Raw genomic sequence first — 17,560 nt, forward strand, 5'->3', positions numbered from 1 at the left:
GAAGTGAGCTCGTGACGACAACACTCAGCGCGGCGGAGCCCGCCGCGCCACCGCGTCAGAACCCCGGGCCCGCGCGGCGCGGACGGCGGCAGACGGCGCTCAGCAGGCGCACGCTGCTGCTCTTCGGCGGCCCCTTCGTGGTCCTCTTCCTGGCGATGTACATCGCGCCCATCGTGTACGCGACGGTGAGCAGCTTCTACGTCGTCAAGCGCTCCGGACTCGGACTCACCGCGCCCACCAAGGAGTTCGACCCGCTGCACAACTTCGCGCAAGCCTTCGGGGACCACGACTTCCTCGCCGGGCTGGGCAGGGTCGGGCTCTTCGCCGTCGTCCAGGTGCCCCTGATGCTGGGCGTCGCCCTCGGGCTCGCGCTGCTCATCGACGCCAAGTCCGCGCGCGGCAAGGGCCTGTTCCGCCTCGGCGCCTTCCTGCCCTACGCGATCCCCGGCGTCAGCGCGGCGCTCGTGTGGTCGTTCATGTACTCCGCCGACTCCAGCCCCATCAACCACCTGCTCGAACCGCTCGGCATCCAGATCCCGTTCTTCTCCAGCGGCTCGGTCCTGTGGTCCGTGGCGAACATCGTCACGTGGAGCTGGACCGGCTACAACATGATCATCATCTACAGCGCGCTGCAGACGATCCCCGGCGAGGTCCTGGAGGCCGCGCGGATGGACGGCGCCTCCGCCCTGCGGATCGCCTGGCACATCAAGATCCCCGCCGTCCGCAGCTCACTGGTGCTCACCGCGGTGTTCTCCATCATCGGCTCCGCGCAGCTGTTCAACGAGCCGACGGTGCTCCAGCCCATCTCCAGCGGCTCCATCTCCTCGACGTTCACGCCGATCATGTCCGCGCAGGCCGCGGTCGCGGCGGGCAACTACCACTACGCCGCGGCCCAGTCGGTGATCCTCGCCGTCGCCGTCGGCGTGCTGTCCTTCGTCTTCTTCAAGCTGACCAACCGGAGTGAGAACGCATGAGTGCCGCCGTGACGCGAGCGAGCTCCACGGCAGGGGCGAAGGGCGGGACGAAGGCGGGGGCCAAGCGCGACACGACCGCCACGAGCCGCGGCGTCGTCCTGGCCGTCCTGCTGATCTCCACCGCCTACTTCCTCTTCCCGCTGTGGTGGCTCCTGGTCTCGGTCACCAAGCCCTTCGGTCGGCAGTTCAGCGGGAGCGGCCTCTGGTTCGACGGGTTCGGGCTCTTCGACAACCTCAGCAGGCTGACCGCGCAGAACGACGGCATCTTCTGGCGCTGGATGCTCAACAGCGTGCTGTACTGCGGTGTCGGCGCGCTGGTGGGCACCCTGCTCTCCGCGATGGCGGGCTACCTCCTGGCGAAGTACGAATTCCGGGGCAAGGGACTGCTGTTCGGCACGGTGCTCGCCGCCGTCCTCGTACCGAAGATCCTCTTCACGCTCCCGCTGTACCTGATGTTCTCCGGGGTCGGCCTGATCAACAATCCGCTCGCCGTGCTGCTCCCCAGCGTCGTCAGCCCCTTCGGCGTCTATCTGGCGCGCATCTTCGCTGCCCAGTCGGTGCCGGACGAGGTGATCGAGGCGGGCAGGCTCGACGGGGCGGGGGAGTTCAGGATCTTCCGGACCATCGGCGTGCCGATGATGCTGCCCGCGCTGGTGACGATCTTCCTCTTCCAGTTCGTCGACATCTGGAACAACTACCTGCTGCCCGCCATGGTGCTCGGCGACGACGAGCTCCAGCCGGTCACCGTCGGCCTGGTCGGCTGGAACGCCAGCCACGGCGTCGCCGTCCCCGCGCCGCTCGTGGTCATCGGTTCGCTGATCTCCGTGATCCCGCTGATCATCGCCTTCGTCGCGCTGCAGCGTTTCTGGCGGGCGGGGATGACCGCGGGAGCGGTCAAGTAGGTACTGCGATAAAGAAGTTGGCGCCGACCGTCACGACGGTCGGCGCCAACTCCTGTGCGGTAGGGCTCAGTCCCGGTGCAGTACGCCGATGAGCCGCGCCACCTCGGACTCCACGGCGGCCCGCGCCGGGCCCAGGTACTTGCGCGGGTCCGCCACCTCAGGAGCAGCGGCAAGGCGCTCGCGCACCGTCCGGGTGAAGAGCTTGTTGAGGTGCGTGGATATGTTCACCTTCGTCATCCCGGCCGCGACCGCCTTCGCCAGGTCGGTGTCGCCGACGCCCGACGAGCCGTGCAGCACCAGCGGCACGCCGACCGCGGCCCGCAGCCGCTCGATGAGCACGAAGTCGAGCACGGCGTCCCGGGTGAGCATGGCGTGCGAGCTGCCCACGGCGACGGCGAGCGCGTCCACGCCGGTGGCCCCGGTGAACGCGCGGGCCTCGGCGGGGTCCGTGCGCACCCCGGGGGCGTGCGCCCCGTCCTTGCCGCCGACCTCACCGAGCTCGGCCTCCACCCAGACGCCGGAGCGGTGGCAGTACTCGGTGATCGCCCGGGTGGCCGCCACGTTCTCCTCGTACGGCAGCTTGGAGGCGTCGAACATCACCGAGGTGAAGCCGAGTTCGACCGCCTCGCGGACCAGTTCGGCCGACTCGGCGTGATCGAGGTGGACGGCCACGGGCACGCGCGCGGCACGGGCGAGCGCGAGCGAGGCGAGCCCGACGGGCGCGAGCCCGCCGTGGTAGCGGGCGGTGTTCTCGCTGATCTGGAGGACGACGGGCAGCTCGGCGCGCTCCGCGCCCGCCACGATCGCCTCGGCGTGTTCGAGCTGTACGACGTTGAAGGCGCCGACGCCGGACCGCCGCGCGTGGGCGGCGCCGGTGATGTCGCCGGTGGGGGTCAGGGTCATCGCTGCCCTCAGCCCTGGCCGTGGTCGAGGATCACGGACCGGGTGAGGTTGCGGGGGCGGTCCGGGTCGTAGCCGCGGCCCTGTGCGATCACCACGGCGAGGCGCTGGGCGAGGATCAGGTCGGCCAGCGGGTCCAGGGCGTCGGCGGCGGCACCGGACGCCGTGACGAAGGTGCCGCCGACCCGTTCGACGTCGTCGGCGAGGCCCTGCGGCGCCGCGCCGAACAGCCAGGCCACCCGGCCGGGTCCGGTGATGCTGATCGGGCCGTGCCGGTACTCCATCGCCGGGTACGACTCGGTCCAGGCGCCCGCGGCCTCGCGCATCTTGAGCCCGGCCTCCAGGGCGAGCCCGTAGGTCCAGCCGGTGCCGAGGAAGGTGAACTGCTCGGCGGCGCACACCTCGGGGGCCAGCGGCGCGGCGACGGCTCGCTCGGCGTCCGCGATCGCCCGGTCCATCGGAAGCACGCCGTCAGGCAGCGCGCCCTCCGCCTCCAGGTGGGCGCGGAGCAGCGCGAGGACGGTGGTGGCGAAGCGCGTCTGGACCACAGACTCCTCGTCGGCGAAGTCCAGGACGGCCACCGCGTCCGCGAGTTCCATGACCGCGGTCTTGGGGTCCGCGGTGATCGCCGCCGTGGGCACGGTGCCCTTCACCGCGGCGAGCAGGTCGAGCACCTCCGTGGTGGTCCCCGACCTGGTGATCGCGAGGATGCGGTCGTACGTACGCCCGGTGGAGAACTCGGAGGCGGCGAAGGCGTCCGTCTCGCCGTGCCCGCCGCTCTCGCGCAGCTGGGCGTAGGCGAGGGCCATGAACCAGGAGGTGCCGCAGCCGACGACGGCCACGCGCTCGCCGCGCCGGGGCAGCGCGGCGGCGAACCCGCCGACCGATTCGGCGGCCCGGCGCCAGGTCTCCGGTTGGGAGTCGATCTCCAGCGTGGTGCGGCAGGCGTCAGGGGCGGACATGGCTGAGCTCCTCGATACGGGTCGGATGGGGCCTTTCATGCGCCGAGAACGCTGTCGTACGAACACTCAAGATGTCAAGATGTGCTTGTAACAGAGATCAAAAGTGCAGAATCGAGCATCCAGCGTGCACGTGGTGCTGGCCGATTACGATCAGTGAGTGCCCGAAGGGGCGCGGCCGGAGGCAAGGAGAAACCCGACGATGTCCAAACGCGAGCGCTGGAACGCGCTCCTCGAACTGCTGGCCGCCGAGGGCCGCCTCGACGTGGAGGAGGCCGCGGGCACGCTGGAGGTCTCCAGCGCCACCATCCGCAGGGACCTGGACGAGCTGGCCGAACAGCAGATGCTGGTCCGCACGCGCGGCGGCGCGATCGCCCACGGCGTCTCCTACGAACTGCCCCTGCGCTACAAGTCGTCCCGGCGCGCCCCCGAGAAGCAGCGCATCGCAGCCGCCGTCGCCGATCTGGTCGGGGACCGCGAGGTGGTGGGCCTGAACGGTGGCACGACGACCACCGAGGTCGCCCGGGTCCTCGCGCTGCGGTTCGGCGGCGGCCCCCGCGAGGACGGCGAGGCGGCCGCGGCGGCACCCGCGCTCACCGTCGTGACCAACGCCCTGAACATCGCGGCGGAGCTCGCCGTCCGCCCGCAGATCAAGACCGTGTCCACCGGCGGTGTGGCACGCCCCACGACGTACGAGCTGGTCGGGCCGCTGACCAGCGGCGTACTCAACGAAGTCGTGCTCGACGCCGCCGTCCTCGGGGTGGACGGCGTGGACGCGCAGCTCGGCGTCATGGCCCACCACGAGGACGAGGCCGGGGTGAGCAGGCGCCTGGCCGAGCGGGCGAACCGCGTCATCGTGGCGACCGACTCCAGCAAGCTCGGCAGGCGCGCCTTCGCCAGGATCTGCGGCCTGGAGCGGGTCGACATCCTGGTGACCGACGTCAACGTCCCCGCCGAGACCTCGGCGGCGCTGGCCGACGCGGGGGTCAAGGTGATCGCGGTCTGAGCGGCCCCGGCCGCTCCCGGGGTGCGAGAAAAGTCCGTTGCGCGCCGAGTGCGCGGCGGCGGAGAGTGGGCCCATGACTCCGCCCGACCGAACCGTGCGCCCGGCGACGCTCGACGACGCGGCGGCGATCTGCGCCCTGCTCAACGAGGTCGACCTCCTGGAGATAGGCCGCGCCGACACCGAACTGTCCGAGGTGCGCTCGGACTTGAAGCACCCCGAAGCGGACCTGGAGCGGAACTCCTGGCTGCTCTTCGACGGCGAGCGCCTCGTCGGATACGCCTTGCTGTGGGACGAGTCGGGCGGCGAGCGCATCGACGTCGACCACTACGTGCTGCCCGGCGAACTCCCGGGCGCCCTGCACCTGTTCGACCTCATGGAGGCCCAGGCGGCGCGGCGCGCGGCGGCCAACGGGGCCCGGCGTGCCGTGGTGCACCTGCACCTGAACACCACCCCCACCATCGACCTGGACGCGCTGCGCGAGCGCGGCTGGCGCACCGTGCGCCGCTATCACGTGCTGGACCGCGCGCTCACCACCGATGCTGACCCGCTGCCGGACGCGCCGCCCGGCGTCACCCTGCGCCCCTGCCTGGCCGAAGAGGACCGCCGCATCGCCCACGCGCTGCTCCAGGAGTCCATGACCGGCCACTTCGACTTCCAGCCGCGTACGTACGAGCAGTGGCTCGACGACATCGACGGCGGCGGGACCGACTGGTCCCTCAGCTGGGTCGCGCACGTCGAGGGCATCGGCGACGCCGCGGTCCTGCGCACCCACGACGACCGGCCCTCGATGGCGTGGATCAGCAACATCGCCGTCCTGGGCAAGGCCCGCCGCAGGGGACTCGGCGGCCATCTGCTGCGCCACGCCTTCGGGCACTACGCGGCGCGCGGCCGCGACCGGATCGGCCTCGGCGTCGACACGGACAACAGCAGCGGCGCGCTCGGGCTGTACGAGCGGCACGGAATGGGCGTGGACTACGCGGTGGACACCTGGGAGTTGATCCGCCGGGCGTGAACCGTGCCGGGACCGTCGACGGTCCCGGCACGGAGTGGTGCGGCATGGTGCGGTGCGGGGGTCAGCAGGCCCCGAGGTCCTGCCACACACCCCACTCGCCGGTGGTGCCCGGCTCCTCGCCGGTCGTCCACCACTTGGCCTTCCATGTGTGGCCCTTGTGGGAGACCTGCTGGCCGCCGGTGTAGACCGTGCCGGTGGACCAGGGCGCGGCCGTGCACTGGTTGCCGCTGCCGCCGGTGATGGTCAGGGAGAACGTCGCCGAGTGCGCGGCCGACGGGCTCGCGCCGCTGACGGTGATCTCGTACGTGCCGTTGACGGCCGCCGCCGTCGTGGCGAGCGTGAGCGTCGAGCTCCCGCCCGCGGTCACCGATGCGGGGCTGAGCGAGGCGGTGACGCCGGAAGGCGCGCCGCTCGCCGTCAGCTTCACGGTCTGGGCGCTGCCCGCGGTCACCGAGGTCTTCACCGTGCTGGTGGCGGAAGCGCCGGCCTTGACGGTCGCGGAGGCCGGGGTCGCCGCGAGCGAGAAGTCGTCGCTGGGCACGGTGCCGCCGCTGGTGAAGGGCGCGAAGACGTGGGTGAAGTCCCAGGTGTTCTGCTCGATGCCGGAGCAGTTGTCCCTGGCGCCGCCGCCGGGGCAGCCTCCGTTGTCACGCTGGAGCGCCCACATGGAGATCATGTTGATCCCCTTGGCGACCGCCCAGTCGTACACCTGCCTGGCGTTGGCGAGCGTGAAGGTCTCGGCCGGGCCGAAGTCGTCGACGCCGGGCATCTCGGTGACGCCGATCATGCCCCAGAGCTGCGCCGGGCTCTTGCCCGGGTAGAGCTTGGCGAGCTGGTCGTAAAGGCCCTGGGCGGCGGTCTTGGTGTCCTGCGCCATGTCATGGGCGGCGTTGTCGTAGTAGTCGAACGTCATGAGGTTGACGACGTCGACGCGCGCGCCGTTGGTGACGGCGTTCTTGAGCACGGCGAGACCGCTGGGCGCCAGGCCCGTGGTCGTCGTCGGCAGGGTGTAGGAGATCTCCAGCTTGCGGCCGTTCGCCGCGGCCCAGTCCTGGACCTTCTTGATCGCCTTGTTGCGCCGGTCGACGCCCGCGCTGTTGTCCAGCGCGTCGACCTCGATGTCCATGTCGAGCCGCGGGATGTCGTAGGTCGTGATGACCTTCTCGTAGACGGCGGCGATCTGGTCGACGTCGCTGCAGCTGTCGGCGATCTCGGTTCCTGTGGTGTCCGCCGTGTAGCCGCCGAAGGAGGGGATGACGTCGCCGCCGCGCCCCTGGATCGTCTTGATGTCGGCCCCGAAGGACTGCTGGGCGACGGGCAGGGAGGTGTCGCCGTTCCAGTACGCGGTGCAGGAGCCCTTGGTCGCCGTCTGGAGGAACGCCATCGTCAGGTGCTTGGCGCCCGACTGGGCGCTGAGCGTGGCGGGGCTCTCGCCCGTCCAGGACTCGAAGTAGGGGGCGAAGACACGGGCGGGGAGCGGGGTCGCGGCCTGGGCGGGGGTGCCCGAGATCGCGGTCAGGCCCAGAGCGGCCACTGCGGTGGCCGCCGCGGTGAGAGCGGCACGGAGGGAACGCATACGTCTCATGGCCATCCAAGAGGTGAGGAGGCGTCAACTGTGGTGTGACGCACTGGCGTTGCCCTATGGAGTAGCCCTGTGGTCATAGGCATGTCAATGGTATGAACCAAACAAGGACTAGACCAATTCGGCGGTCAGGGCCGTGTCGCGGGGGTGTGCGCCAGGGCGGCGCGGTGCTGGGTGGGGGTGATGCCCCGGCGGCGCTTGAAGGCGACGCTGAGGGCGAAGGTGGTGGAGTAGCCGACCTCGCGGGCGATGGCGCCCACCGTGGCGTCCGTGTCGCGGAGGAGGTCGGCGGCCAGTGCGACACGCCATGTGGCCAGGTACGTCATGGGAGGTTCGCCGACGTCGCGGGCGAACCGGCGCGCCAGGCCCGACCTGGACACGCCCACCTTGGTGGCGAGCGCCGCGACGGTCCACGGGTGGGCCGGGTCGTCGTGCAGGAGCCGGAGCGCTCCGGCGACCACGGAATCGTCTGTCGCGCGATACCAGGCGGGGGCATGACTTCGGGGCCGGTCGAACCACGCGCGCAGCGTGGCGACGAGCAGCAGGTCCAACAGCCGGTCCAGGACGGCCTGTTGGCCCGGCTTGTCGTGCCGCACCTCCTCCTCGACCAGCGTGAGGAGCGTCCGGTCGCTCTCGCCGCGCGGCACCACGACCACATCCGGCAGCGCGTCGAGAAGACGATCACTGATCCCGCTCGGGCCCTCGTAGGCGCCGCTGATCAGGAGCGCCGAGCCCGTCTCCGCGACACCGCACGTACGGGGCTCCGGGGCGGGCCCGCCCGCCGCGGCGGCCCTCGCCGTGCGGGCACAGTAGTCCGCGCCCGTGATGACGCGCCGCGGCGGCGACGCGGGATCTTCGGCGACGGTGTACGGGGCGGGGCCGCGCAGTACCGCGATGTCGCCGGGGCCGACCTCAATCGGCTCGCGGCCGGTGGCCGAGATCCAGATCCGGTCGTGCGGCGCGACGACCAGAGTGAGGTGGGCGCCGCTCGCGAAGCGCAGGGACCAGCCCGGGCTGATGACGGTCCGGGTGAAGACGGCCCCGCGCGCCCGGACCCCGTCGAGGAGCTGCGCCAACGTGTCCACCCCGCCACGGTAGACGTACGGACATCGGCTTGGGCGCCTGAGCCATCGCTTCGTCCCGTGCGGCGGGCTTGGGTCGAGGCATGACTGAACACCCGATTCTCATCACCGGCGGTACGGGCAAGGTCGGCGGCCGCGCCGCGGCCCGACTCGGCCTCATGGGCGTCCCGGTACGCGTCGCTTCGCGCTCCGGTGAGCCCCGGTTCGACTGGCAGGACCGGACCACCTGGCGCGCCGCCCTGGACGGCGTGCGCAAGGTCCTCCTCGTGCCGTACGACGGCGAACTCCTGACCCGGCCGTTCCTCCAGTACGCGAAGGAGCTCGGCGTCGAGCGGGTCGTGCTGCTCTCCGGCCGCGGCGCCGACGTGCCCGGATACGCGAGCGAGGACAGCGCCGCGGGCCGGACGCACATCGACGGCGAGGACGCCGTGCGCACCTGTGGCCTGGAGTGGACGATCCTGCGGCCCGCGTGGTTCGCGCAGAACTTCAGCGAGGGCTTCTTCCGCGACGCCGTGCTCGCGGGCGAACTGAGACTCCCCGCGGGTGACGGCGCGGCCGCCTTCGTGGACGCCGAGGACATCGCGGCGGTCGCGGTCGCGGCGCTCACCGAGGACCAACACGTCGGTGAGACCTACGAGTTGTCCGGGCCCGGCGCGCTGACCATCGGTGAGGCGGCCGCCCTCATCACCGAGGCCACAGGCCGCACGGTGCGCTATGTCCCGCTCGCCCACGGGGACTTCGTGGCCGAACTGATCGCCGAAGGCTGGCCCGAGGCGGATGCCGAGGAGTACGCCGACGCGGTCGGCCCCATCCGCCGTGGCATGGACAGCCACTTGTCCGACGGAGTGCGGGCCGCCCTCGGCCGCCCGGCCCGCCCCTTCGCCCGGTTCGTCGAGGAGGCGGCGGCCGCCGGGGCGTGGCGCGACCTGCCGTAGGAAATGCGGCTGCGCGAGCGGCCCCGCTGCGCTAGAACCGTGCCATGGAGGACGAGCAGCGGTTGCCCGGCGGCAGGACGGTGGGGGCGGTGCGCCGCGGAGGCGCGGTGCACCGGCCCGTACAGCCGTGGACGCCCACGGTGCACGCGGTGCTGCGGCACCTGGAGGCGGCCGGGGTCGAGGGCGCGCCGCGGGTCATCGGCGTGGACGACCAGGGGCGTGAGCTGCTCACGTACCTCGACGGCGAGACGGCCGGCGAGGAACTGCCCTGGCCCGCCTGGGTCTACTCGGACGCCGCGCTCGTCGCCGTGGGCCGGTGGGCCCGGCGGCTGCACGACGCGACCCTCGACTTCGTGCCGCCGCCGGACGCGCGGTGGCTCGCCGGGCAGACGTGGCGGCCCGGCCTGATCATCGGTCACCACGACGCCGCCCCGTGGAACGCGGTCTGGCGCGACGGGCGGCTCGCGGGCTTCTTCGACTGGGACACCGCGGGTCCCTCTTCCCGCGAGTTCGACCTGGCGTTCATGGCGCTGACCTGGGTGCCCCTGCACGCGCGCTCGTTCGCCGAACGGACCGGCTTCACCGCCTTCGACGAGCGCTCCCGGCGGCTGCGTCTGCTGCTCGACGCGTACGGGTACGGGTACGGGTACGCAGGGGACCGCACCGCGTTCGGGACGGTGGTCGCCGCGCGGGCCAGGACCAACGCGGAGGTCATCCGCCGCATGGCCGCCGACGGCGACCCCGTCTACACGGCACTGGAGCCGGTCGCCGCCGAACTGGAACAGGCCGCACGAGAGGTCGCGCTGCTGCCCGCCTCGTTCTGGCATCCGGCTGCCGGGGGTAGGTCCGACTAGCGCGGGGCGCGTCCCGTTCCCGCGTCCCAGGCGACGTGGATCTCTCCTGGCCAGAGCCCGTTTCCGCGTTCCCGCATGCCGAATTGCCCGGATTTCGTGGCACCCGTGCCGGATCAGCCCGCACGGTCGAGGTGTCCACGAACCTCTGGGAGCCCCCGTGACCTTACGGATAGCGATCACCGCTGAGCCGATCCCCTCGCACGTCTCCGCACTCGACTTCGTCATCGGCCCCGCCCTCGAACAGGGCCACGACGTCGCGCTGCACGCCCCGCTGATGTTCCGCCGCGAAGCCCGGCGGCGGGGCGTGGAGTTCCACCGGGCGGGGACGGACTGGACCTGCGATCCGGCCGTACAGCGAAGAGCGAGTGAGATCTGGACGTTGGCGGGGAACGCGTCGTTCAACCGGTACGTCTTCGGTCGCCTCTGGCCGGAGCGGGCCGAGGCGAAGGCCCGTGATTTGATCACCGCGTGGACGCGGGCGCGCCCCGATCTGGTGATCGCCGAATGCAGCGATCTCGGCGCGCACCTCGCGGCGAAGGTCCTCGGCCTGCCCGTGGTCGCGGCGGACAACGGGCTAGGCCCGGTGCTCCTCGACCTCTGGGACACCGACGTCGCGCCCGCGCTGACCCTCCTCCACAAGCGGTACGGGCAGGACGACGCTCCCGTACTGCCCGCGCTGCTCACGCCCGCACCGCTCCCGTGGTTCTACGCGGACCCGCCGCCCGCCGCGCGGGCGGTCCGGCGCACCGTCGCGCCCGAGCGTCCTGACCCGTGGCTCCCTCCGTCCTCCGCCCGGCCCCTCGTCTACGCCAGTCTCGGCACGCTGACCACCGCGATGCCGGGGCTCCGCACCGTCGTGGGGGACCTGTACCGGGAGATCATGGCCGCGCTCGCCGCGGTCGGCTGCGACGCGATCGTCTCCGCGGGCGGCCTCGCCGACGAGCTGCGGAGCCCGGACCTCCGCATCCGTGTCGTACGCCACGTCCCGCAGCACGCGCTCCTGCGCCATGCCGACGTGTTCGTGACGCACGGCGGCCGGGCGTCCCTGCTCGACGCGGTGCAGGGCGCGACGCCCGTCCTCGGCCTTGGCCTCCTCGCCGACCAGCCCGCCAACACCGCCGCGTTCGCGCGTCTCGGTCTCGGCCGTGCGCTGCACCGCACGGCCACGCGCGAGGAGATCGCCGGGGCCGTCACGGCCGTCCTCGACGACTCCGCCCGCTCCGCCGCGGTGCGCGCGGCGGCGGCCGAGCTGTCCCGGCTGCCGCCGCTAGACGTCGCGGAGCTCCGGAACGGGTGGTGACTCCCGCTTCTGTTCCGCCCGCGGCCGCGGCTTTCCGGTGTGCAGGACCCCGTTGACGTACGCGATGTCCAGGGCCTTCTCCCAGCGGGCGACGACGAGCGTGGCCACGCTGTTGCCCGCGAGGTTGGTCAGCGCGCGGCACTCGGACATGAACTTGTCGATGCCGAAGATGAGCATGATGCCCGCCGCGGGCACCGTGCCGACGGTGGAGAGGGTCGCGGCCAGGGCGATGAAGCCCGCGCCGGTGATCCCGCCTGAGCCCTTGGACGTGAGGATCATGACGGCGAGCAGTCCGAGCTGCTGCCCGATGCCGAGCGGCGTGTCCGTGGCCTGGGCGATGTAGACCGCGGCCAGGGAGAGGTAGATGGAGCTGCCGTCGAGGTTGAAGGAGTAGCCGGTCGGGACGGTGAGGCCGACGATGTCACGCCGTATGCCGAGTCCTTCGAGCTTCGTCATCAGGCGCGGCAGGGCGCTCTCGGACGAGGAGGTGCCCAGGACCAGGACGAACTCCTCGCGCAGATAGCGCAGCAGCCGGAAGATGTTGATCCGCAGGGCGGCGGTGACGGCGCCGAGCACGACGATGACGAAGAAGGCGGACGTGCCGTAGAAGAGGCCGATGAGTCGGCCGAGGCTGGTGAGGGTCGAGATGCCGTAGTTGCCGATGGTGAACGCCATGGCCCCGAAGGCGCCCACGGGCGCGGCCAGCATGACGTAGTGCAGGATCTTGAAGACGACGGCGCTGAGGCGGTGGACGCCGTCGACGATCGGCTCGCCCACCGGACCGACGGCTTTGAGCGCGACGCCGAAGAGCACCGAGAAGAAGATGACCTGGAGGATGTTGCCCTCGGCGAAGGCGCCGACCGCGCTGTCGGGCACCAGGTCGGTCAGGAAGTGCCACCAGCCCTGGTCCTCGCCGCTCTTGACGTATTCGCGCGCGTCGCCCTGGAGTTGGAGGTCGCCGGGGTGGGCGTGGACGCCCGCGCCCGGCTGGAAGACGTTGACGGCGACGAGACCGACGAGCAGCGCGGCCAGCGTGCCCGCCTGGAAGTAGAGCAGGGACTTGAGCCCCACTCGGCCCACGCGACCGAGGCTGTCGACACTGCCGATGCCGCCCACGACGGTCAGGAAGACGATCGGGGTGATCAGCATCTTGATGGCGGCGACGAAGGTGGTGCCGACGGGTTCGAGGCCGGTGCCGACCGAGGGCCACAGCCAGCCGGTCAGGACGCCGGTGACGATGGCGGTCAGAACCCAGAAGTACAGCTGCCGGTACCAGGGCCGCTTGCCGGTATCGGGTGGGGAGGGGGTGGAGGTTGGGACATCGGGTGGGGCCATGGCGTATCTCCTCGTCGAAGCGGGCGGGAGCAGGTGGCCTGGAGGGGAGCGAGCGGCTTAGGGCCTGTCCGGCGGATCAGGGCGCTGTCGCGGGGTCTGGCACGCGCTCCCCCAAGCTCTCGGCTCCGCTCGAGCAGGGGAGGCCCCACTGCGTTGCCGCCCTCCTCCGCCTTGCAGCTGCACGCACCAGACCCCGCTCGTGCCCACCGGCATGCAGATGCCACCCGAGCGCGCCCTGATCCGCCGGACAGGCCCTAAAGCAGTTCGATGAGCTTCTCGGTGAACTCCGCGGTGGTGGCGGTGCCGCCGAGATCCCGGGTGCGCACCGCCGTCCCGGCCAGCAGCGCGGCGATCGCGTCGGTGATGTCCTCGGCGGCGTCGGGGTGGCCCAGGTGGTCGAGCATCATGGCCGCCGACCAGATCGCCCCCAGCGGATTGGCGATGCCCTTGCCCGCGATGTCGGGGGCGGAGCCGTGTACCGGCTCGAACATGGAGGGGAAGTCGCGCTCCGGGTTGAGGTTGGCGGCAGGGGCGATGCCGATGGACCCGGCGACGGCCGCGGCCAGGTCGCTGAGGATGTCGCCGAAGAGGTTGGAGGCGACGACCACGTCGAAGCTCCCCGGCGCCAGGACGAACTTCGCGGCGAGCGCGTCGATGTGCTCCTGTTCCCAGCTGACCCGCGGGAAGCGAGCGGCGCGTTCGGCGACCAGCTCGTCCCAGAACGGCATGGTGTGCACGATGCCGTTCGACTTCGTGGCCGAGGTGAGACGGCCGCCGCGGCGGGTGGCGAGCTCGAAGGCGTGGTCGAGGACGCGGGTGACGCCCGCGCGCGTGAACACGGCCTCCTGCACGGCCATTTCGTCCGCGAAGCCCCTGTTCATCCGGCCGCCGACCTCGCTGTACTCGCCCTCGACGTTCTCCCGGACCACCACGAAGTCGACCACTTCGGGGCGGGCGCCGCGCACCGGGCTCTCGACGCCGTCGAAGACGCGGATGGGGCGCAGGTTCACGTACTGGCGAAAGGCGCGCCGGATCGGGATCAGGAGCCCCCACAGCGAGACGTGGTCGGGAACCCCGGGGTAGCCGACCGCGCCGAGCAGGATGGCGTCCTTGTCGCGGAGCAGGTCGAGTCCGTCGTCCGGCATCATCGCGCCGTCCCGCAGATAGCGCTCGCACGACCAGTCGTACGACGTGTAGGTGAGGCCGAAGCCGTGGCGTCGGCCGAGGACGTCGAGGACCCGCCGGGCGGGCGGCAGCACCTCGGCGCCGATGCCGTCGCCGGGGATCAGGGCAATGCGGTGGTTCGTCATGCGTCGATTGCAACAACGCGCCTGGTGGGGCGTCCAAGACGGAAACCGGATTTGCCTTATAGGCAGGGGTTATTAGCTCTCCGATCAGTCCGTCGCGCGGCCGTCCGTTCAGTCCGTCGCGCTTGCGTTCGTTCAGTCCGTCGCGCTGCCGTCCGCGCCCGTGCCCGCGGCGATCCGCACGAACGCCGTGGCCGCGGGCGACACGCTGCCGTGCCTGCTCACCAGCGCGATGTCCAGCGTGGTCGCCGGTTCGATGTCCAGGACGTGCGCGCCCGCCTGCCGGGCGATGTCCCGCCAGGATTCGGTGACGACGGCGACGCCGACCCCGCCGAGCACCAGCGGCAGCAGGGCGACCCGGTGCTCGGTCTCGGCGGCGACCGTGAAGGCGACGCCCTGCTCGCGCAGCGCGTCGACGTAGGCGCGCATGCCGGTGCCGAGCTGCCCGACGATCAGCCGCCGGCCCGCGAGTTCCTCGCTGTTCACCGTCGTGCGGCCGGACAGCGGGCTGTCGGGCGGGACCAGTAGGACGAACCGCTGACGGCCGAGGTCGTAGCGCGCGACCTCCTTCTCGGAGACCGGACCCGCCGACGCGAGGAGTCCCAGCTCGGCGGCGCCGGTGCGCACCATGTCGATCACCTCACGGGAGGTGAAGGCCGCCCTGATGGCCACGGACACGCCCGGATGCCGCTCGCTGAAGGCCCGGATCAGGGTGGTGAGCGGCTCGACCGCCTGGGACGGCATGCAGGCCACGTCGAGCCGCCCCGTGCGCAGCTCGTGCACGGCCTCGACGCTGGAGCGGGCGGTCCGCAGGCTCCGCACGGCCTCGCGGGCCGGGCCGATCAGCGCGTGCCCGGCCTCGGTGAGGATCGCGCGCCGCCCGATGCGGTGGAAGAGGTCCGTGCCCAGGTCCCTCTCCAGCGCCCGGACGGCCTGTGACAGGGACGGCTGGGAGACGTACAGGGCCGTGGCGGCGCGGTTGAACCCTCCGTGATCCACGATCGCGAGGAAGTACTCCAGGTGCCTGATGTCCATCCGTACGTGCCCCTCGCGTCAGCCGGCGAGGAGTTCCGTGAACCGCTGCGTGTTGATGTTCCCGCCGGAGGCGATCACGCCGATCCTGCGGGGCGCGGCCCCGCGCGACGGCGCTTCGACGCGCCCGGCCATCAGCGCGGCGAGGGCGGTGGCCCCGCTGGGCTCCAGAACGATCTTCAGGCGTTCGAAGGCGAACCGCATGGCGGCGATGATCTCCGCGTCGCCGACGAGCGAAACCCCGTCGACCAGACGCCGGTTGACGGCGAAGGTGATCTCGCCGGGCGTGGGCAGCGCCTGGCCGTCGGCGATGGTCCGGGGCACGGGGATGGTGACGCGTTCACCGCTCGCCAGGGAGCGCTTGGTGTCGTCGCCCGCCTCGGGTTCGACGCCGATGACCGCGGTGGCGGGGTGGAGTTCCTTGACGGCGGTGGCGGATCCGGCGATGAGACCGCCGCCTCCGACGGGCACGACGAGGGCGTCGAGCGGTCCCGTCTCCTCGACGAGTTCGAGCGCCGCGGTGCCCTGACCCGCGATGACGTGCGGGTGGTCGTAGGGCGGGATGAGCGCGAGGCCGCGGTCGGCGGCGAGCGCCTCGCCGAGGGCGGTGCGCTCCTCGGTGTAGCGGTCGTAGGTGACGATCTCCGCGCCGTAGCCCGCGGTGGCCTCCCGCTTGGACAGCGGGGCGTCCTCGGGCATGAGGATGACCGCGGTGGTGCCGAGTTCGCGGGCGGCCAGGGCGGTGGCCTGGGCGTGGTTGCCCGAGGAGTACGCGGCGACGCCCTTGGCGAGGCGCTCGGCGGGCAGCTGGGCGGCGGCGTTGTAGGCGCCGCGGAACTTGAAGGCTCCGACGCGCTGGAAGTTCTCGCACTTGATGAAAACTTCGGCGCCGACCAGGGCGTTCAGGGTCCGCGACGTGAGCACGGGGGTGCGATGGGCGATGCCGTCGAGGCGCGCGGCGGCCTGCCGTACGTCGTCGAAGGTGACGGGGAGCGCTGCGGCCATGATGAGTCCTCACGGGGTGCGGCGGGGCTGCGACGGGGGTGCGGTGGGGATGCCGACGTGATGTGATTGTTGCGCGTTTGATCGTGCTTGATCACGGTAGTCGGTTCAGAACTGCCTCGGGCGAGGTCGGTGTAGTGAGCGGTTGCGGCGCGGCCCCGGAACGGAGCGTTCGGTTTCGGCACGGCGCATGACGCACGGGAACACTCGTCAACTCGCCTTTGGCATAGTCTGGTTGGTGGAGTGAGGGGGCTCAACTCATGGCGCCGGATGCGAAGATCCTCATCGTCGATGATCACGCGGACACCCTGTTCGCGCTCGAAAGTGCGCTGGAACCTCTGCACTACGAACTGATCTGTGTCACCAACGGCGACGACGCGCTCAAACAGATACTCCGGGGCGACATCGGCCTGGTCCTGCTCGATGTGCGCATGCCCGGCTCCGGCGGTCTCGACGTGGTGCGCTACATGCGCCGCCTGGAGCAGACCCAGCACATTCCGATCCTGCTGCTCACCGGCTTCGGCATGAGCCGCGAGCTGGCCGCCGCGGCCTTCATGTTCGGGGTGGCCGACGTGATCCTGAAACCCGTCGACCCGTGGACGCTGCGCACGAAGGTGCGCTACCTCTACGAGTCGTACGTCCGGACGTGCGCCCTCCAGCGGGAACTGGACGCCTTACGCGCCAACGGCTCCGTCATACCGCCCCGCGACCACGGCTCCTCGGACCGCGCGGAGCCGGACCCGCCGCCTCCGCGCGTTCCCGAGCAGCCTTCCGCGACGCATCGCCCCGCCGAGCACCGTGGGGCTACGCCTCGTACTCGGTGAGGTCGATGGCGTACACGTGCAGGGGGTGGCCGGAGACCGGGTGGGCCGTCTCGCGTTCCAGGGTCATGCCGAGTTTGCGGATGACGTTGGCGGAGGCGTGGTTCCCGGGGCGGTCGATGCTGATGACGCGGTCGAGGCCGCGGTCCTGGAGGGCGAATTCAAGGGTGGCCTGCGCGGCCTCGGAGGCGTAGCCCTGGCCCCAGAACTGGGCGCCGAGCCGCCAGCTGATCGCCGCGTCGGGCAGCGCTTCGGGGAGGAACTCCGGAATGGAGAGGCCGGTGAAACCGGCGAGCTCGCCGGAGGCGAGGAGCTCGACGGCGAAGAGGCCGAAGCCCTCGTCGTCCCACTCCTCCTCCCAGCGCTCGATGGCCTCGGCCGTGGTGTCCGGGTCGTGGCTGGGGCCCTCTTCGCTCCAGCGCATGACCTGGGGGTCCGCGTTGATGTCCGTCATGGGCGCGAGGTCGTCGTCGCGCCAGCGGCGCAGGAGGAGGCGGGGGGTGCGGATCTCGGTCATGGCCCTCATCCTGCCGGGGCCGGGCGCGGTGGTGGTAATC

Annotated in this window: 17 protein-coding genes; 8 read left to right on the plus strand and 9 right to left on the minus strand. The window is 71.5% G+C overall.

Going from position 1 to position 17,560, the window contains the following annotated elements:
* The first annotated feature begins 11 nt into the window (after window positions 1-11).
* Together CP970_RS37830 and CP970_RS37835 are read left to right on the plus strand one after the other, a co-directional pair.
* Entirely contained in the window at window positions 12-974 is a 963-nt protein-coding gene (locus CP970_RS37830; RefSeq protein ID WP_150494488.1) for a carbohydrate ABC transporter permease, read from the plus strand.
* On the plus strand, window positions 971-1,876 hold the full coding sequence (locus tag CP970_RS37835) for a carbohydrate ABC transporter permease (RefSeq protein ID WP_150494490.1): 906 nt from the start codon (window positions 971-973) through the stop codon (window positions 1,874-1,876). Before CP970_RS37830 ends, CP970_RS37835 begins: the two co-directional genes overlap by 4 nt.
* Window positions 1,877-1,942: 66 nt before the next feature.
* Here the strand turns inward: CP970_RS37835 and CP970_RS37840 are convergent, their stop codons facing one another.
* Both CP970_RS37840 and CP970_RS37845 read right to left on the minus strand, forming a co-directional pair.
* Entirely contained in the window at window positions 1,943-2,779 is an 837-nt protein-coding gene (locus CP970_RS37840) for a class II fructose-bisphosphate aldolase (RefSeq protein WP_150494491.1), read from the minus strand.
* An 8-nt stretch (window positions 2,780-2,787) separates the two neighbouring features.
* Window positions 2,788-3,738 (minus strand): SIS domain-containing protein, encoded by a 951-nt coding sequence (locus CP970_RS37845; protein WP_150494494.1) that lies wholly within the window; start codon window positions 3,736-3,738, stop codon window positions 2,788-2,790.
* A 199-nt stretch (window positions 3,739-3,937) separates the two neighbouring features.
* Between CP970_RS37845 and CP970_RS37850 the strand changes: the two genes are divergently transcribed.
* Both CP970_RS37850 and CP970_RS37855 read left to right on the plus strand, forming a co-directional pair.
* The gene (locus tag CP970_RS37850; protein ID WP_150494495.1) at window positions 3,938-4,741 is read left to right on the plus strand and encodes a DeoR/GlpR family DNA-binding transcription regulator; all 804 of its coding nucleotides are present in this window, start codon (window positions 3,938-3,940) and stop codon (window positions 4,739-4,741) included.
* 73 nt (window positions 4,742-4,814) lie between these two features.
* Entirely contained in the window at window positions 4,815-5,753 is a 939-nt protein-coding gene (locus tag CP970_RS37855; RefSeq protein ID WP_150494497.1) for a GNAT family N-acetyltransferase, read from the plus strand.
* Between the two features lie 61 nt (window positions 5,754-5,814).
* On the opposite strand, the gene CP970_RS37860 is transcribed toward CP970_RS37855, so the two are convergent.
* A complete protein-coding gene (locus CP970_RS37860) occupies window positions 5,815-7,338 on the minus strand; it encodes a chitinase (protein ID WP_150494499.1) in 1,524 nt (507 codons plus the stop codon).
* A gap of 125 nt (window positions 7,339-7,463) precedes the next feature.
* Window positions 7,464-8,420 carry an AraC family transcriptional regulator gene (locus CP970_RS37865; protein WP_150494501.1) on the minus strand — a complete coding sequence of 319 codons (957 nt, stop codon included), beginning with the start codon at window positions 8,418-8,420 and terminating at the stop codon, window positions 7,464-7,466.
* An 80-nt stretch (window positions 8,421-8,500) separates the two neighbouring features.
* On the opposite strand from CP970_RS37865, the gene CP970_RS37870 reads away from it, so the two are divergent.
* From CP970_RS37870 to CP970_RS37880, 3 genes are all read left to right on the plus strand, one after another.
* The gene (locus tag CP970_RS37870) at window positions 8,501-9,352 is read left to right on the plus strand and encodes an NAD(P)H-binding protein (RefSeq protein WP_055557032.1); all 852 of its coding nucleotides are present in this window, start codon (window positions 8,501-8,503) and stop codon (window positions 9,350-9,352) included.
* 44 nt (window positions 9,353-9,396) lie between these two features.
* Complete coding sequence (locus CP970_RS37875; protein ID WP_055557030.1) at window positions 9,397-10,206, plus strand: phosphotransferase; 810 nt, start codon at window positions 9,397-9,399, stop codon at window positions 10,204-10,206.
* Window positions 10,207-10,363: 157 nt separating this feature from the next.
* On the plus strand, window positions 10,364-11,506 hold the full coding sequence (locus CP970_RS37880; RefSeq protein WP_055557028.1) for a glycosyltransferase: 1,143 nt from the start codon (window positions 10,364-10,366) through the stop codon (window positions 11,504-11,506).
* Here CP970_RS37880 and dctA read toward each other — a convergent pair.
* The 4 genes from dctA to CP970_RS37900 form a co-directional block, all read right to left on the minus strand.
* Complete coding sequence (gene dctA, locus CP970_RS37885; protein WP_150494503.1) at window positions 11,474-12,841, minus strand: C4-dicarboxylate transporter DctA; 1,368 nt, start codon at window positions 12,839-12,841, stop codon at window positions 11,474-11,476. The genes CP970_RS37880 and dctA overlap by 33 nt on opposite strands.
* Window positions 12,842-13,095: 254 nt before the next feature.
* A complete protein-coding gene (locus CP970_RS37890; RefSeq protein ID WP_055543962.1) occupies window positions 13,096-14,151 on the minus strand; it encodes a tartrate dehydrogenase in 1,056 nt (351 codons plus the stop codon).
* 132 nt (window positions 14,152-14,283) lie between these two features.
* A complete protein-coding gene (locus CP970_RS37895; RefSeq protein WP_055543961.1) occupies window positions 14,284-15,183 on the minus strand; it encodes a LysR family transcriptional regulator in 900 nt (299 codons plus the stop codon).
* Between the two features lie 18 nt (window positions 15,184-15,201).
* Entirely contained in the window at window positions 15,202-16,188 is a 987-nt protein-coding gene (locus CP970_RS37900) for a pyridoxal-phosphate dependent enzyme (protein WP_055543960.1), read from the minus strand.
* Between the two features lie 254 nt (window positions 16,189-16,442).
* Between CP970_RS37900 and CP970_RS37905 the strand changes: the two genes are divergently transcribed.
* Complete coding sequence (locus tag CP970_RS37905; RefSeq protein ID WP_055543959.1) at window positions 16,443-17,006, plus strand: response regulator; 564 nt, start codon at window positions 16,443-16,445, stop codon at window positions 17,004-17,006.
* Here the strand turns inward: CP970_RS37905 and CP970_RS37910 are convergent.
* Entirely contained in the window at window positions 16,987-17,520 is a 534-nt protein-coding gene (locus tag CP970_RS37910) for a GNAT family N-acetyltransferase (protein ID WP_055543958.1), read from the minus strand. The two genes, CP970_RS37905 and CP970_RS37910, sit on opposite strands and share 20 nt — an antisense overlap.
* Between the last annotated feature and the right edge of the window lie 40 nt (window positions 17,521-17,560).

The organism is Streptomyces kanamyceticus (assembly GCF_008704495.1).
GTDB classification, from domain to species: Bacteria; Actinomycetota; Actinomycetes; order Streptomycetales; family Streptomycetaceae; genus Streptomyces; species Streptomyces kanamyceticus.

Bases quoted from the DNA above. Each gene is read 5' to 3' on its own strand.
- CP970_RS37845 (WP_150494494.1), bottom strand. From the start codon at position 3,738: ATGTCCGCCCCTGACGCCTGCCGCACCACGCTGGAGATCGACTCCCAA.
- CP970_RS37905 (WP_055543959.1), top strand. From the start codon at position 16,443: ATGGCGCCGGATGCGAAGATCCTCATCGTCGATGATCACGCGGACACC.
- CP970_RS37835 (WP_150494490.1), top strand. From the start codon at position 971: ATGAGTGCCGCCGTGACGCGAGCGAGCTCCACGGCAGGGGCGAAGGGC.
- CP970_RS37870 (WP_055557032.1), top strand. From the start codon at position 8,501: ATGACTGAACACCCGATTCTCATCACCGGCGGTACGGGCAAGGTCGGC.
- CP970_RS37895 (WP_055543961.1), bottom strand. From the start codon at position 15,183: ATGGACATCAGGCACCTGGAGTACTTCCTCGCGATCGTGGATCACGGA.
- CP970_RS37855 (WP_150494497.1), top strand. From the start codon at position 4,815: ATGACTCCGCCCGACCGAACCGTGCGCCCGGCGACGCTCGACGACGCG.
- CP970_RS37910 (WP_055543958.1), bottom strand. From the start codon at position 17,520: ATGACCGAGATCCGCACCCCCCGCCTCCTCCTGCGCCGCTGGCGCGAC.
- CP970_RS37860 (WP_150494499.1), bottom strand. From the start codon at position 7,338: ATGAGACGTATGCGTTCCCTCCGTGCCGCTCTCACCGCGGCGGCCACC.
- CP970_RS37890 (WP_055543962.1), bottom strand. From the start codon at position 14,151: ATGACGAACCACCGCATTGCCCTGATCCCCGGCGACGGCATCGGCGCC.
- dctA (WP_150494503.1), bottom strand. From the start codon at position 12,841: ATGGCCCCACCCGATGTCCCAACCTCCACCCCCTCCCCACCCGATACC.
- CP970_RS37840 (WP_150494491.1), bottom strand. From the start codon at position 2,779: ATGACCCTGACCCCCACCGGCGACATCACCGGCGCCGCCCACGCGCGG.
- CP970_RS37850 (WP_150494495.1), top strand. From the start codon at position 3,938: ATGTCCAAACGCGAGCGCTGGAACGCGCTCCTCGAACTGCTGGCCGCC.
- CP970_RS37875 (WP_055557030.1), top strand. From the start codon at position 9,397: ATGGAGGACGAGCAGCGGTTGCCCGGCGGCAGGACGGTGGGGGCGGTG.